The organism is Thioalkalivibrio sulfidiphilus HL-EbGr7 (assembly GCF_000021985.1).
GTDB classification, from domain to species: domain Bacteria; phylum Pseudomonadota; class Gammaproteobacteria; order Ectothiorhodospirales; family Ectothiorhodospiraceae; genus Thioalkalivibrio_A; species Thioalkalivibrio_A sulfidiphilus.
In genome coordinates this window covers 2,944,876-2,959,808 of record NC_011901.1, presented here as the reverse complement: position 1 = coordinate 2,959,808, position 14,933 = coordinate 2,944,876, and the positions used below count along the sequence as shown (strand labels likewise).

At 63.2% G+C, this 14,933-nt stretch carries 11 protein-coding genes; 1 reads left to right on the top strand and 10 read right to left on the bottom strand.

From position 1 onward, the window contains the following. Positions 1–3: 3 nt before the first annotated feature. From TGR7_RS14125 to TGR7_RS14100, 6 genes are all read right to left on the bottom strand, one after another. A complete protein-coding gene (locus tag TGR7_RS14125) occupies positions 4–1,725 on the bottom strand; it encodes a ParB family protein (protein ID WP_012639359.1) in 1,722 nt (573 codons plus the stop codon). Next, positions 1,718–1,975 carry a type II toxin-antitoxin system HicA family toxin gene (locus TGR7_RS14120; protein ID WP_012639358.1) on the bottom strand — a complete coding sequence of 86 codons (258 nt, stop codon included), beginning with the start codon at positions 1,973–1,975 and terminating at the stop codon, positions 1,718–1,720. Before TGR7_RS14120 ends, TGR7_RS14125 begins: the two co-directional genes overlap by 8 nt. Beyond that, positions 1,972–2,823, bottom strand: a complete 852-nt coding sequence (locus tag TGR7_RS14115) for a ParA family protein (RefSeq protein WP_012639357.1) — start codon at positions 2,821–2,823, stop codon at positions 1,972–1,974. Before TGR7_RS14115 ends, TGR7_RS14120 begins: the two co-directional genes overlap by 4 nt. 44 nt (positions 2,824–2,867) lie before the next feature. Then, a complete protein-coding gene (locus TGR7_RS14110; RefSeq protein ID WP_008733932.1) occupies positions 2,868–3,086 on the bottom strand; it encodes an AlpA family transcriptional regulator in 219 nt (72 codons plus the stop codon). 231 nt (positions 3,087–3,317) lie between these two features. Continuing rightward, a complete protein-coding gene (locus tag TGR7_RS14105) occupies positions 3,318–3,932 on the bottom strand; it encodes a class I SAM-dependent methyltransferase (RefSeq protein WP_008733934.1) in 615 nt (204 codons plus the stop codon). Positions 3,933–3,951: 19 nt separating this feature from the next. Further along, positions 3,952–6,354, bottom strand: coding sequence for a heavy metal translocating P-type ATPase (locus TGR7_RS14100; protein WP_008733936.1), 2,403 nt, complete (start codon positions 6,352–6,354; stop codon positions 3,952–3,954). Positions 6,355–6,446: 92 nt separating this feature from the next. Here TGR7_RS14100 and cadR point away from each other — a divergent pair, with 92 nt between their 5' ends. Next, positions 6,447–7,007, top strand: coding sequence for a Cd(II)/Pb(II)-responsive transcriptional regulator (cadR, locus tag TGR7_RS14095; RefSeq protein WP_008733938.1), 561 nt, complete (start codon positions 6,447–6,449; stop codon positions 7,005–7,007). Positions 7,008–7,069: 62 nt separating this feature from the next. On the opposite strand, the gene TGR7_RS14090 is transcribed toward cadR, so the two are convergent. The 4 genes from TGR7_RS14090 to TGR7_RS14075 form a co-directional block, all read right to left on the bottom strand. Further along, positions 7,070–7,837 (bottom strand): hypothetical protein, encoded by a 768-nt coding sequence (locus TGR7_RS14090; RefSeq protein ID WP_012639356.1) that lies wholly within the window; start codon positions 7,835–7,837, stop codon positions 7,070–7,072. 529 nt (positions 7,838–8,366) lie between these two features. Next, the gene (locus TGR7_RS14085) at positions 8,367–9,251 is read right to left on the bottom strand and encodes a LysR family transcriptional regulator (protein ID WP_012639355.1); all 885 of its coding nucleotides are present in this window, start codon (positions 9,249–9,251) and stop codon (positions 8,367–8,369) included. 47 nt (positions 9,252–9,298) lie between these two features. Further along, positions 9,299–11,719, bottom strand: coding sequence for a heavy metal translocating P-type ATPase (locus tag TGR7_RS14080; RefSeq protein ID WP_012639354.1), 2,421 nt, complete (start codon positions 11,717–11,719; stop codon positions 9,299–9,301). Continuing rightward, entirely contained in the window at positions 11,716–14,928 is a 3,213-nt protein-coding gene (locus tag TGR7_RS14075) for an efflux RND transporter permease subunit (RefSeq protein WP_012639353.1), read from the bottom strand. The genes TGR7_RS14080 and TGR7_RS14075 overlap by 4 nt, the downstream gene beginning before the upstream one ends. Between the last annotated feature and the right edge of the window lie 5 nt (positions 14,929–14,933).

Here is a 14,933-nt window from a genome sequence, read left to right as displayed (position 1 = left end):
GCCTTACGGTTCGGTGGCGGCGTGCGCGCCCGATGCCGTGCCGGATTCCAGCTCCAGCAGCCGGCGCGCGAGCCGCAGCAGGCGAAAGAGTTTGACCAGGCCGCTGTCGCTCAGGCGCGAGGCCTGCGCTTTGTCGCCATTCTTCCGGCCCTGCAGCAGCGGCCCCAGGGCATCGGTCAGGCGCAGGTTGTCGAGTGCGGTGGGTGCTGCGGCCGCCGGCCGGTATCCCGCACTGAGGGCGTGCAGCAGGGTGAGCGTCGCGCGGGCGATGAGCGGCATCGCCTGCGGGTCCGTCGATAGGGCGCCTATGTCGCAAAGGAAGCCGATGCCGTCGTCGATGGTCTCGATGCGCTCGGCCTGTCCGGCTTCCTCGGCGATCTCGCGCGCGAACTGCGCGATATGCACGCGCAACCGATCCGGCGCGTCCAGGCCCGGTTCGATGTACCAGACATCGGAAATCGGGTAGAGACCGCCGGCCTGCACCGGAATCGCCTGCAAGACGTTCGCCTCGAAGTTCGGCAGTGCCTCGCCGGTCTGATCGGCCACCAGGCGCTGGATCGCCTGCAAGCGTTCGGTGGTCGGCGCCGGCGACACGATATGGCCTCGCAGGCGTTCGTCGTGATCGTCGTTCGGAGGCTGCGCACTGCCGGGCGTTTCCGAGGGCGGGGGCGATGCCGGGGGTTCCGGCATCCGTGGTGGCTTCGGCGATGTGGCCGGGGGCTGCGCCATGGGAACTGGCGGCGCCGGGTTGGGCGAGTGCGGTGGCTGTGGCGTCACGGGCGCGGCCGCGGCATTGCCGGACTGCGGTGCGGGGGGCGACGGATCGCTGGTCAGCGCACGCTGCCGGTTCTCGGTCTCGCCGATCTCCAGCGTCAGGCTGTCGTAGTCGGCGTCCAGCAGCTCGGCCATCTGCCCAATGAGTTCATCCTGCACCCGCTTGATCGAGAAGCCGTCGGTGTCGCCGTCGAACACGGCGAGCACGTCGTTGAACAGCGACGGGAAATCGACGGCCAGCCGTTTGCTCGCACCGCGCGCGTCCCATATCCGTGCGCTCGCCCTGCGCAGGGCTGTCAGCCGTTCCACCTGGGGCCGGCCCAGGCCGCCGTAGAGCACGGCCGGGATCGCCGGCAGCAGGTAGCGCACGGCGTCCTGCATACGGCTGATGTGTGGTTGGGCGATCGGATAGCCGTCGGCACTGAGGCGACGCGCCAGCTCGCTCTGCGTCAGCGCCTGGCCCAACTCTTGTTCGTAGAGTTCGCGGGCCTTCTCCACGCCCAGGGCGCGCTCGATGAATGACAGGCCGCCGTGCAGTTCATTCTCGGCCAGGTGGCCGGTCAGCGCGATGATTTCACCGCGCTCGGGCCAGGGCCGGAACAGGCAGGGGATGCGGAAGAAGCGCTCGTCCTTCGTTTCGCTCCACAACTCGCGCAGGATGGCGAGTCGCGTGTTGCCGCCATTACGAATGATGTAGTGCGTCCCGCCGGGCCGGCGGGTGATGGCCGGCGGCGCGTCGAGGCCACGCTCCCGGATCGATGCCTTGATGTCGTCGTAACGCGGATTGCGCGTGACGCGCGGATTGAGGTCATACGGCTGGAGCTGGTCCAGCGTCACCGTCATGGGAGTATCGGCGATGGGATCGCTCAGTGCATCGGCGACCGGGCCGCTGCGCTCGAAGCGGTCGGCCAGCAACTTGGCTGCCATGTCCTGGGGGGTCGGTTCAGCCATCGGCGTCGGCCTCCCTGGTCGTCGCTTTCGGGTCGATGGCGCGGTCGGTGCGGCGCAGTCGAGCGCGCGCGTTGAGGCCGGCGCGGCGATCGCCGGGCGTCGAGCCGGTGTAGATCGGAGGCAGGCCCGGCTTGGTGAATTTCAGGTGTCCGCCCGCTGTGCGAACGACCTCCCAGCCTTCCTTCAGGGCGAAGTCGATGAGCGGCTTCAACCGCTTGTTTAGACGATGGAGGGAGCGCGCGGTGGTCATGTGTTGCCCCTCCGGTGCGTCCCCGCTTTCAGCCGAGTGAACGAGGGTTCCCAATTCGTCAGCAGTTCGCAGGCGAGTGCGCGCATCGTGTCGAAAGCGGCCGGCGTCGTCCGCCCCGTAGGGCGTCGGTGTTCCACCCGATGCACCGGCAAGGCCTGGGTCGATGCGCGCGGATAGGCTTCGATGGCGGGAATGCTGGTATCGAGCACGGCGATACCAGGCTCGGATCGGAACAGGTCGCGCAGTGCCTGCTGTATGAGCCGCGCGTTGCTGGAAACCGGATGCACGCGGTTGATGAGCAGGCGCAGCGGCGGCGGCTCGATGCCGAGGCGCCGGTATGGCGCGATGTCCCGCATTAGTTGCAAGGTGCCGCGCCGGAACTCGCGAGCGGCGAGGATCTCCGGCGTGACCGGCGACACCGCCAGATCGGAGGCAAGCACGGCCATCTCCAACAGGACACTGCGAGCGCCCTGCGTGTCGATCAGCAGCAGGTCGTAGTGTTCGCGGAACGCGGGCAACAGATTGCGCAGCCGGAGCCGTCCGTCCGGCGCGTGCAGCAACAGGGTGTTCAACTGCCCTTTGTCGTCGTTGGAGAGCACCAGGTCCAGGCCAGCGATCTCGGTACGCGACACCAGCCGGCCGATGTCCTGCTCGTTGAAGGCCAGCAACTCGTAGATGCCGGCGGGGGCGCGCGTTTGCAGCTCGAAATAGCTCGACAAAGTGGGCTGCACGTCCAGGTCTAGCAGCAGCACGCGCAGCCCTGCGTCGGCCGCGAAGCCGCCCAGGTTGGCCGCCGTGGTCGTCTTGCCCACGCCGCCCTTGGTCGAAATGATGGATACCACCTGCATGGGCTTCTCCTCACGGAATGAGATGAACCGGAAAAGGAGAAGCGTCAGGCGCGTTCTTTGAGGCGATCAGCGATCCACTGGTCGATCTCGGTCGAGTCCCAGCCCACTGCGCGCACACCCAAACGCAGCGCCTTGGGGAACCTGCCTTCTTTCATCAGGCTGTAAATGTGCGCGCGCTTGAAGCCGGTTTTGGCTTCGACTTCGGCGCGGCGCAGGATGCGACGTTCAACCGGCGTCGCCGGGGCGGTGGTCTGCGAAGACATGGTGGGCACTCCTTGACGCTCATCGGCGCTGTTCGGAAAGTGCCTCGTATTCAATAGCGCATCGGAACGGATTGCACTGCAACTGCAGACGGTTCGACTGCAATTACAGTCGGCGATCGCTGGCGTCCAGATGCCGCCTTGCCGCAGAGAATTTTGCCCATAAAGTGCGCTCGCTGATTCTTAGGTGACTCTCGCAATGCACGAGCAGCACGTTGATGAGGGGGTTGAGTCTCAGTCGAATACACCCTCGACGTAGCCAACCGGAATAAGGCCCGGTAAGGTCTTGAAGCGCGTGACACGCACGCCGGCAGCTTCTAGTGCGTTGCACAGCGAGCGGGTGGAGAAGCGATGCTTGATGGGAAAGCCCGTAAGTGAAAGTAATCTCGACAGGACGGTAGCCAATCTGGTTTCGTCGTGACAGAACGTTGGCACAACGAGTTTTCCGTCTGGTCGTAGCACCCGTCTCAGCGCCGCAAGCGTTGCGGCAAGGTCAGGCATTAGGTGCAGCACGTTCGCAGCGACAACACAGTCGAATGAGGCACGATCAAAGTGCAGTGCTTTGATGTCGGCTTGCTCGCAACGGACGTTCTGGAACCCTGCCTCCTGTACTCGTTTCGCTAGTATGGCCACCATTGCGGTGGCGTAATCCGTGGCAACGACCTCGCGTGCCGCACCTGCGATAGCAGTGGTGAACAAGCCGGTGCCGGCGGCAACCTCAAGAACCCGGTTCTCGCCGCGGACGGCATCCGCCGCAAGGATAGCGGCGCTTTTCATAGGACGCGCCAACGGGGCGGTGATTCGATCGTAGATGCGCGCTTTACTTTCCCAATAGTGTTGATCTGACATTCTTTTCTCTCCTGGCGAATCAGTGGCGCAGCAAACGCAATCCGTTGAGCACCACAATCAGGCTTGCGCCCATGTCGGCGAACACCGCCATCCACATCGTGGCGTGTCCCGAGAAAGTGAGCGCAAGAAAGACCGCCTTGATGCCAAGCGCCAGCACGATGTTCTGCGTCAGCACGCGCGCGGTTGCACGTGACAGGCGAATGAACGTCGGAATCTTGCGCAGGTCGTCATCCATCAGCGCTACGTCAGCCGTTTCGATGGCCGTGTCGGTACCGGCGGCACCCATCGCGAAGCCGATGTCAGCGCGAGCCAAGGCGGGCGCATCGTTGATGCCGTCGCCCACCATGCCGACCTTCCCCGTCCGCGCCAGTTGTTCGATCTCGCGCAGTTTGTCGTCTGGCAATAGGTTGCCCTGCGCGCGGTCGATGCCGGCTTGCCTGGCAATGGCCTGTGCCGTATGTGGGTTGTCGCCGGTCAGCATCATGGTTTTGATGCCCAGGGCATGCAGATCCTCGATGGCGCTCGTGCTGCTGTCCTTGATGGTGTCCGCTACCGCGATAAGGGCTTGCGCGCCACTTGTACATACCAGCGTCACCACGGTCTTGCCTTCGACTTCCATCGCGGAGATGCGCTGTTCCAGTTCCGGCGTGCAGTGCCCCAGCTCTTCGAGCATCCGATGGTTGCCGAGGTGATAGGTCTCACCGTCGATGCGGCCACTCACCCCTCTGCCGGGCAATGCGGTGAAATCGGCAACTTCGAGCAAGGCGACCCCATCAGCCTTGGCGGCTTGCGCCACAGCCTTGGATACGGGATGGTCCGAGCGAGCCGCCAGACTCGCGGCAATTCTGCGGCTGTCGCTAGGCTGTGCATTGGCCCACGCCACGAAATCGGATTGCGCTGGCTTGCCATGCGTGATCGTGCCGGTCTTGTCCAGCGCCAGCCAGCGCAGCTTGCGGCCTTCTTCCAGATAGACACCACCCTTGATGAGAATGCCGCGGCGCGCAGCGGCGGCCAATCCGCTGACGATGGTGACAGGCGTGGAAATCACGAGAGCGCACGGACAGGCAACGACCAACAGAACCAGCGCGCGGTAAATCCAGTCCAGCCACGCTGCGCCCATGAACAGCGGTGGTACCAATGCGACGACGATGGCTACGACGAAGACGATTGGGGTGTACCAGCGGGCAAACTGATCCACAAAGCGCTGGGTCGGCGCACGGCTGCCTTGGGCGGCCTCTACGGCATGGATGATGCGGGCTAGCGTAGAGTTGGTGGCTATGGCTGTGACGCGGTATTCGAACGAACCGGATTCGTTGATCGTGCCGGCGAACACCGGATCGCCAAGCGTCTTTTCAACCGGGAGGCTTTCGCCGGTGATCGGCGCCTGATTGACCGTGGAATGTCCTACCAGTATTTCGCCGTCGAGGGCGATCCGTTCTCCCGGTTTGACTCGAACACGGGCGCCAATGGCGACCTGCTTGGCGTCCACATCGCGCCATGTGTCGTCGGGTTGTCGCACGGTGGCCTTTTCCGGGGCCAAGTCGAGTAGCCCGCGTATGGCGTTACGGGCGCGATCCAGCGATCTGGCTTCGATCACCTCGGCCAGCGTGAAAAGCGCCATCACCATCGCCGCTTCCGGCCAGTGACCGATCAGCATTGCGCCCGTGACGGCAATCGACATCAGGGCGTTCATGTTGAGATTGAGGTTCTTGAGCGCAAACCAGCCCTTCTTGTAGGTGGAGAGACCTCCCGTGAAAATGGCGACGAGCGCCAGAGCGATGACTGACCAGTGGTTGCCGTCATGAAGCCAGTAGACGACCTCCGCTGCCGATGCCGCCACTAGGGAGACGGCAAGCGGCCACCACTTGGTAGGTGCTGTCGCCGGGGCAGCCGATGTAGTGGTGTCCGCTGCCTCAAGCACCTGTGCCTCGAATCCAAGCGCTTGCAGTGCGGCGAGCACATTTGGCAGCGCGTGGTCGGCATGACGCACGGACAGGGTGCGTTGCACCAGATTGAAATCGAGATAGGAGACGCCGGCCACGGTTGCCAGCTTGTTACGGATCAGCGTTTCTTCGGTCGGGCAATCCATCTTGGCAATGGATAATCTGGTGGTCTGCCCGGCCACGGCTGCATCCATGCGTACAGCCTGCATGCCGATCGCCTTCAGGGCTTGTTCAACCGGCAACAGCGAAGGCAGTTCATGTCGCACCGCCAAGGTACGCTGCATCAGATTGAAGTCGAGTCCGATCACACCCGATAGGCCGCCTAGTTTGCTTCGGATCAGTGCCTCTTCAGTCGGGCAATCCATGTTCTCGATGCGGTAGACAGCCTCGGCCGATTCGGCGATAGGTCGGGCTTGCGTTGCGGCTGGAATGATCGGTGTGGCCGCACAGTCACACCCTTCTGGGCTGTGTTCGCTCATGAATAAGTTCCGTCACATGGGTCATCTATGTTGTTGCCCATTAGAATCTCTATAGTTACTATAGAGTCAAGTGATAGATGGGTAGATGAGCTATGGAAATCAAGATTGGAGAGCTTGCGAAGCGGACAGGATGCGAGGTCGTGACCATCCGCTACTACGAGAAGGAAGGGTTGTTGCCAGAGCCCGCGCGCAGCGACGGCAACTTCCGGTTGTACGGCGCCGCGCACGTCGAGCGTTTGCGTTTCATCCGCCACTGCCGTTCTCTCGACATGTCGCTGAGCGAGATCCGGACGCTATTGGGCCTGCGAGATAGCCCGACTCGGGATTGTGGCGAGGTCAATGCGCTGCTGGACGCTCATATCCAGCAGGTGGAAGTCCGCATGGAGGCGCTGTTGCAGTTGAAACGGCACTTGCTCGCACTGCGCGAGACGTGCTCGGGTGCTCGGCCGGTGGAAGCGTGCGGCATCTTGCAGGGGTTGTCAGATGGCGATTGCCACGACGCCGACCTTCGGAATCCCAATCCGCAGGCCGAACTGTTGGTTGCTGCAGTGGATGTGCCAAACGGCGCGCGCCCGACGCGCACTGGCGGTCGGACTCGCCAGTTGACTCCAAAGGAGGCCAAGAGTAGAACCTCGCGGGCGCAGACTCTGTGATACCACAGCATTTCGCGTTTGTTTCTTGACGAGCTGCCCCTCCGAGAGCGGTTCGACTACAACTACCGTCGGCGATCGCTGGCGTCCAGATGCCGCCTTGCCGCAGAGAATTTTGCCCATAAAGTGCGCTCGCTGATTCCGGGCCGGCCTTCGTAGTGGGCAAGCAATGCGCTGATGACGGAATCCGTCGTCTCGAACGACGAGTACGGCCTCCCGCCCGGTGACTTGCCGAGCAGCAAGGTCAGCAGCCCGCCAACGATATTGAGATAGGTCGTTTCGCTCCGGGGTGTGACTTCACGACCTGCCGAGTCCCAGCTCTCGGCCTGTCGGCACAGCAGCTCATGTTGCTCATGCAGAGTGCTGAAGGATTGTTCGCGGTCCGCGAGGCGAATCCTGAGCGCTTCCTGTTCGGCAAGCAGCGTCTGGACGGTTTCGATGCTGACCGCCGGGTGGAGCCGGCGCTCTATCGCGTCGAAAAGAAAGGCAGGTCTCTGGTCGGGATAGAAGCGCGACATCCATGTCTTAAGATCGACGTGCCGAACGGTGAGATCTGGATCATCGATCAGCGAGGGATCGTCGCAGGTAATGCCGGCTTTGCCATACGGGAGGTCGCCGTTCCTGATCGCGTCGAATATGCGCTCGGTGTTGAGGCGAAGCATCGGCCATCTCGGAAAGTCGCCTGGGTCGGGTATCGGCCTGGCGCCCAATGTGTCGAGAATGCGGGGTTCAAACCGGGTCAGCCTGCTCCAGCGGATGGCGGCCTCGATGGGGCGATAAAACACCTTGGAATGGTGAAGGTCACCTGTCTTGCGCGTTTCTGTGCCAGCCATCCGTCTCCTCCGACAGTGCTTCCAGGTTTCACTTGGACGGATGTCGTCATGCCGCTATCGCTGCCTGGGCGCGATCCGGCAAGGGTAGGACTGGTGTGGTGGCTAGTCGCTATGAGGATGTGTCTGGGCGCTGTATCCTCAACGTCTTCGATTCCTGCCATTTCGCTGACAGTCCTGATTTCATCGTAGCCAAGTGCTTCCGCCTCCCGGTTGGTGTTGGTTAGTTGCGGACCTTGGAGTTTTCTTGCTTGTCACGGCACCGTAAAGACCAGAAAGGTCTTGATGAGATTCGTCGTGCTCCACGGGCGGGGTCCAGACCTGAAAGGTCTCAAGGCTGACCTGGGCGGCAGCCTACAGCGGATTCTTGAATGGGCGTCGCTGGGTGTGCGTGTGATGCCGGTCCACGTCTATAAAGCCCGAGTGCATACGCATATCGCGCTGATTGCAGTCTGGTAGCGAAGATCACTACGACGCATACCACGCAGGTCTTGATGGAGACCTAAAAGGTAACGACTTTGAATCGCCGAATTTACGTGGCTACCTTGCCGACTCGGCGAATAAAGTTGCTCAACTGTTCGGACGGCTCGTTGTTGGGCCTTAGCAGGTAGGTCGTGAACGTAAAGGCGCGTTCGGCCAGAGGACGCGCGATCACGTCCGTGCTCCTGCAAGCTTCGATGTGCGCCGCACTGGAAAATCCGACTCCATAGCCGGCCGCTACCAGTGCCAACATCAGGTCATGCGAGGCTACTCGCTCAACAACGGTGGGCTCCGCATCGACCGAGCGAAGCAGACGTTCCAACTGTTGGTTGCAGCCCTCGCAGACTTCGGGATGGCACAGCACCAAGGGGTAGTTCACCACTTCATTCAGTGGCAAGTGCTTGTGCGCCAGCAATGGATGTCTGGCTGGAACAGCCACCACCAATGGATCACGCCAAACTGGCTGAGCAATGATGCCAGGCGCGACTGCATCGGCCAGGGTGAAACCGACATCGTACAGATCATGGCGTAAGCCCCGTAGCTGTTGGGAAAACGGCATTTCAAATAGCCGTATCTCGACTTCCGGCTCCTCTTCTCTGCACAGGGCGAGCAATGCGCTTAGACGGGTTCGGGCGATGCCGTCAGATAGGGCTACACGCAAAGTGCCGCGATAGCCGGTTGCAGCGGCCTTTGCGTTGGTCTTCGCCTGTTCTAGGGCAACAAGGACGCGGCGGGCATCTTCCAGAAAGACCTGGCCGGCCCACGTCAGGCGTGTGCCGCGAGACGTGCGTTGGAACAGAACAACGCCCAGATCGGATTCGAGCTTCTTGATAGTGCGTGAAAGAGGAGATTGCTCGATGTGCAGGCGCTCAGCGGCCCGACTGAAGCTGCGTTCTTCAGCCACGGCAATGAAGCATCGAAGATGGCGTAGTTCCATGGAGCGCCTCCTATTTGTGCGTGACTCGTACAGCACGCATCGCCGATTTATCTCTCCCGATAGGCAAGCAGCCTGAGCGCGTTGAACACAACTACCAGCGTCGAGCCTTCATGGGCCGCAACCGCTGGACCGATGCCGAGCCCCAGGATCGTCGCAGGCACCAGTAGTGCCACGACGCCAAGACTGATGAACAGGTTCTGCCGAATGATCATGCGCGCCTGCCGGCTGAGTCCGACGGCGAACGGCAGATGGGAGAGGTCATCGGCCATCAGGGCAACGTCGGCCGTTTCCAGCGCTACGTCCGATCCTGCCGCGCCCATGGCGATTCCCACGGTTGCATTGGCCATGGCTGGAGCATCGTTGACGCCATCGCCAACCATCGCGACCTCACCGGCTTCTCGAAGCTTCTCGATCGCCTCCACCTTGTCTTCCGGCATCAGGTCGCCCCACGCCTCATCCAGGCCGACTTGCTTGGCGACAGCATCAGCGACTCGCTGGTTGTCGCCAGAGATCATGATCATGCGGGTGATGCCGATCTTCCGTAGTCGCTCAAGCGCAGACCGTGCCGATGCGCGTGGTGTGTCCATGAGGCCGATCACGCCAAGGTCGCGCCCATTCCGGCGGACCACCATGGTGGTCCGCCCCTCATTGCGGAGCTGTTCGACAGCGAAGGCAACAGACTCCGACAAGGGCGGCAGGCCATCAGCGCCGAACATCTCGGCCTTGCCGATCTGCACTGTATCGTCTTCGATCCGAGCGACCACACCCTGTCCGGTCAGGCTGCGAAGCCCGGACGCAGTAGGCAGAGGCGCACCACCAAGACGTTGCGTGCCGTCGCGCACAATCGCGCGGGCCAGGGGATGATCGCTTAATGCTTCGACCGCAACCGCCGTTGCCAGTAACTCGGCCTCGTCAATGTCGGGTGCCGGTGATACGTCAGTGATGCGCGGTCGTCCTTCTGTGAGCGTGCCGGTCTTGTCAAACGCGAGCGCATTGAGCGATCCGAGCTTTTCGAGTGGAGCACCACCTTTGATCAGAACACCGCCCCGTGCAGCGCGGGCGATACCAGAAAGCACGGCGCTCGGCGTGGCGATGGCGAGTGCGCAAGGGCTGGCCGCGACGAGAACGGCCATCGCGCGATAGAAGCTATCCCGGAATGGCTCGTCCACGACGACCCACGCGAACAGCAGCAACACGGCCAGCGCCAGCACTGCCGGAACGAAAACACGCTCGAACCGATCGGTGAACCGCTGGGTCGGCGATCTTCGCGTCTCAGCTTCGCTGACCATTTTCACGATGCGCGCCAGCGCGCTCTCCGAGGAACGTTTGGTCACCACGATCTCGATCGCGCCAGAGCCATTGATGGTGCCTGCGAACACGCGATGCGCCGCATCCAGCAGATCGGGCCGTGCGGTGGCTTTCGCGCGGTCGGGAACTGGACGTTTATCGACTGGCACACTCTCTCCGGTGACGGGAGCCTGATCGACGCTGCTTTCACCTGACACCACGAACCCGTCTGCCGGCAGGCGCTCATTGGGGAGGACGATCACGACATCGCCCAGCGCCAGTGTCTCCACTGCGACCTCCATGATCGTGTCGCCACGACGAACCTTTGCGGTCGCCGGAGCAAGTTCGGCGAGCGCTTCGATCGCGCGCTTGGCGCGACCCATGGCGTAGTGTTCGAGTGAATGACCGAGGCTGAACAGGAACAGCAGCAGCGCACCTTCGGCCCATGCCCCGAGCGCCGCCGCGCCAGCCGCAGCGACCAGCATCAGCGTGTCGATCTCGAAACGCTTGAGCTTCAGGTTCTGGACCGCTTCTCCGACGGTGTAGAAGCCGCCGAAGAAGTAGGCGCCGAGATAACAGGCAAGCGGCAGCCAGCCTGGCAAAGGCGTCAGTTTTTCGATTGCAAACCCGGTAACGAGGAGTCCACCGCAAATCAGAGAAAAGATCAGCTCGCTGTTGGCGCCGAAGATACCGCCGTGGCGGTGGTCGCCATCCGCCTCATGCCGATGTGTTTCGGACTTGCGACCCACGCCGGCCTCTGCCAGCGCTGCACGAATGTCGTCCTCTGATGTCTGCTGACGGTCGAACTCCAGCCGTACCACGCCGCCGACGCTGACCTCGGCTTCGAGCACGCCGGGTAGATTCAGTAACTGTTCGGTTACTGTTCGCGCCCGCCGCTGGTGGGTGATGCCCTCGATGTTCCAGACGAGATGGCCGAACTGTTCGGTAATGCGCGCACCTGCCACCTCGACCAGTTCGCGGATGCGCGCGAGCGGAAGCGTGTCGGGGTCATAGTGGATGCAGAGTTGATGGGTTGCCGGGGAGCCATCGCTTCGGACATGGGCATCCTCCACACCAGTCTGGCCCCGCAGCTCGGCCAGGAGCCGTCCCACGCAGGCATCGGCGTCGTGCAGAATGTTCGGCAGCAGGATGGGAAGATCGAGACGCAGTTTGTTCGTCATGCGCTGGCTCCTCTATTGATATGTGGCTTCGCAGCTCGCGCGGCGAAGGTAGGCAGCACCAGCAGGGTTAGTGCAGTTGCGGTCAGCAATCCGCCGATCACTACGGTGGCAAGCGGCTTTTGTACTTCCGCGCCTGCGCCTGTGGCGATCGCCATCGGAATGAAGCCGACGATGGCGACCAGCGCGGTGGTCAGGACGGCCCGCAGACGACTGGCGGCACCGGCAGCGGCGGCTTCCAGCGGCGGATCGCCGGCAGTCAGACGTTCGCGAATCGCCTGCATCAGCACCAGGCCGTTGAGTGTCGCCACACCTGACACGGCGATAAAGCCCACGGCTGCCGACACTGAGAAGGGCATCCCGCGCACCAGCAGGGCCAGCGCGCCGCCGACCAGCGCAAGGGGGACACAGACGAACACCAGGCCGGCTTCCCTGATACTGCCCAGGGCCATGAACAGCAGTACGCCGATCAGCACGAAGACGAACGGGACCACTACCATCAGCCGCTGCTCGGCGCGCTGAAGATTCTCGAACTGGCCGCCCCAGTCGAGATGGACGCCGGCCGGCAGCGCGACGCCGGCCACCGCGTCCTGCGCCTCGGCGACGAAGCCGCCCAGGTCGCGGCCACGGACGTTGGCCTGCACCACCATGCGGCGGCTGCCGTTTTCACGACTGATCTGGTTCGGACCTTCGCTGATCTGAATGCGTGCCACCGAAGACAGGGGCACCGTGGTGCCAGTGGGGGTTGTGATCGGCAGCGCGGCCAGGCTGGCGGGATCGCTGCGGGCTTCCTCATCCAGCCGAACCACCACGTCGAAGCGGCGATCGCCTTCGAAAATACGTCCGGCGGCCATGCCGCCAATGCCGATGGCCACGGCTTCGCTGACGTCGGCGGCGGCAAGCCCGTAAGCCGCCGCGGCCGACCGATCGACCTGCACGGTCAGGGTTGGCAGCCCCGACACCTGCTCGACACGCACATCCGCCGCGCCTTCGATCTGGCGCAGCCGGTTCGCCACCTGGTCCGCGATTCCTTGCAGTACCGTGAAGTCATCACCGAAGACCATGACGGCAAGATCGGTGCGCACGCCCGAGATCAGTTCATTGAAACGCAGCTCGATCGGCTGGCTGAACTCGTAGGCGTTGCCGATCTGTTCGTCGGCGACAGCGGCGATCCGTTCGACCAGTGCCTCCTTGCCGAGCGACGGGTCGGGCCAGTCACTCCGAGGTTTGAGCATGATCACGGCGTCGGAGATGTTCGGTGGCATGGGGTCCACCGCAGCCTCGGCAGTGCCGGTACGGGAGAAGACCGTGCGCACTTCAGGCTGGGCCGTGATCGCCCGTTCCAGCGCCATATGCATACTCAACGACTGTTCCAGGGAGGCGGACGGTACCCGCAGTGCCTGCATGGCGATGTCACCCTCGTCCAGCGTCGGCGTGAACTCCCGTCCCAGGGATAGGAATGCCGAGGCCCCGATGACCAGCGCCAGCAGCGCCGATCCCAGCACGATCCGGGGCCGCACGATGGCGGCGCGAATCACCGGCTCGATCCCGTGCCGTACAAAGCGGATCACGCGGGTTTCGTGATGGCCCTCATCGATCTCTGGGACGGACTTGGGCTCACGCACGAACAGCGCGGCCATCGCCGGTACGAAGGTAAAGGAGAAGATGAACGCACCTGCAAGGGCCAGCATGAAGGTGGCTGCCATCGGCTGGAAGGTTTTTCCTTCTACCCCTTCGAGAGTCAGGATCGGCGCGAACACCAACAGAATGATGAGCTGGCCAAAGGCGGCGGGCCTCACCATCTTGCGAGCTGCTTGCATGGCGACACCCAGGCGTTCCATCGCGGTCAGCGGCCGACCCAACTCCTGACGCCGCTGGCCGAGCATCAGTAGCGTCGCTTCGATCACGATCACCGCCCCATCGACCAGAATGCCGAAGTCGAGAGCGCCCAGGCTCATCAGGTTGCCGCTGATCCCGAACCGGTTCATGCCGATGACCGCGAACAGGAAGGACAGCGGGATCACCAGCGCAGTGATCGCCGCCGCGCGGATATTGCCGAGCAGCAGGAACAGCACTGCTATCACCAGCAGTGCGCCTTCCGTCAGGTTTGTGGCGACCGTCCTGATCGTGGCATTGACCAGCACGCTGCGATCAAGCACCGGCTCTGCGATGATGCCTGGGGGCAGCGACTGGCTGACTTGCGACAACCGCGCAGCCGCTGCCTGGGCGGCGGTGCGGCTGTTGCCGCCGGCGATCATCAGCGCGGTGCCGAGTACCGCTTCATGACCATCGCGCGTCGCCGCCCCCTGGCGCGGTGCCTGGCCGATCTCGACGGTCGCCACATCGGCGACGCGCACGACCAGACCGGCGCGATTGGCCACCGGTGCTTGGGCGAGGTCTTCCACCGTCTCGGCCAGTGCATCGGCCCGCACCACCAGACCTTCGCCGCCGCGCTGGATGAACCCCGCGCCGGCCTGGACGTTCGCGCGCTCCAGCGCCTGGACCAGATCGCTGAGGCCGAGTCCATGGGCAGCGAGCCTGGCCGGATCGGGCCGCACCGCGTATTCCTTGACATAACCGCCGGTGGTGTCGATGCCCGCCAGGCCCGGCGTAGAGCGCATCTGCGGTGCGATGATCCAGTCCTGGACCGTGCGCAAATAGGTGGCGCGCGCCTCGGGCGTGATCAGCCGTTCACCTTCCGGCGTCAGATAGACCTCGCCCTCCTGCCAGCCGGGTTGACCGGGCTCGGCGAGATTAGTGCTGTTGAACGGTATATAGTCCACCGTCCACATCAGCACTTCGCCAAGCCCGGTAGTGACCGGCGACATCACCGGAACGGCGCCCTCGGGCAAGTCTTCCTGGACTTCACGCATCCGCTCCGCGACCTGCTGGCGCGCGAAGTAGATGTCGGTCTGGTCCGTGAACACGGCGGTGATCTGAGAGAAGCCGTTGCGCGACAGTGAACGGGTGTGGGTCAGGCCAGGGATGCCGGCAAGCCCCGTTTCCAGCGGATAGGTGACCAGCCGCTCGATCTGCTCGGGCGCGAGCGCGGGCGCCACTGTGTTGATCTGTACCTGGCGGTTGGTGATGTCCGGTACCGCGTCGATCGGCAGCCGGTTCAGTTCGAGCAGGCCATAGGCGGCCACCACGGCGGCGGCGATCACCACGAACCAGCGAAAGCGCACTGAGGTTTCGATAATGAACTTGAACATGGGTT